We start from the raw sequence: 736 nt of genomic DNA on the forward strand, positions 1-736 counted from the left end.
GATGCCATGCTCACTAAGAGCGCTCGAATCATCGTGAGCACTGGCCAATAGCGCTGTTTCTGCACGCATCGGCTGCGAGTGGTGCTCACTATCTTGATGCCTATCTTGGTGTCTAGCTTTATGCTGTTTCGCATTGTAAGAGGCCTGCCACACCAACTGATTGCCAATAGGGTAGCTAAACGCCGCGATCAGTGCTGGCAGCGCGCCATACAGTAGCATTTGCGTCAGCGGTATGGCATGGGCATCACTAGGTGCGTGCAAACCTTCACTGACGTTGACCAGTACCACGCCAACAAAGACAATCAACGCATAAAAAATGAATTTTTTGTCAAAGCGTTGCCCAAATGCTAGTAAGACAAGCAAACTGGTCACGACGGTAAACATAAAGGTCGCCGCTACGACCCAACCACTGGCGTGATCACCTGCGTAACAGATGCCAGTATAAAACACGCCGAAGCCAATACTACCAGTAATGCACCAGAACCCTATATGCTGCCGAAAGATCGCCCATAGCTCACCGATCCGCCCTACGCCATGCTGAACACCAATCATCGCTGTCAATAGCAATAGCATAAAGACATAGCGCAGGCTTGCTGACCAAAACCAATGCCCACCAGCAGCGCTCATCAGCTCATTTAATACAAAGGTTGAGCTAAAAAACGCACCTGATAATAGCCCCAGTAAGATCAGCCGAATCATGTTTCCTCCTTGAAAGTACGTGCCTGTATATGGATTT

1 protein-coding gene is annotated in these 736 nt (G+C 49.2%); it reads right to left on the reverse strand.

The features are described 5' to 3' along the window. Positions 1 to 699 (reverse strand): multidrug resistance efflux transporter family protein (locus ACS8FC_RS17185; protein WP_439297676.1); only part of this gene is annotated, 699 nt, incomplete at its 3' end. Positions 700 to 736: the final 37 nt, after the last annotated feature.

This window comes from Psychrobacter sp. 1Y4, assembly GCF_051847555.1.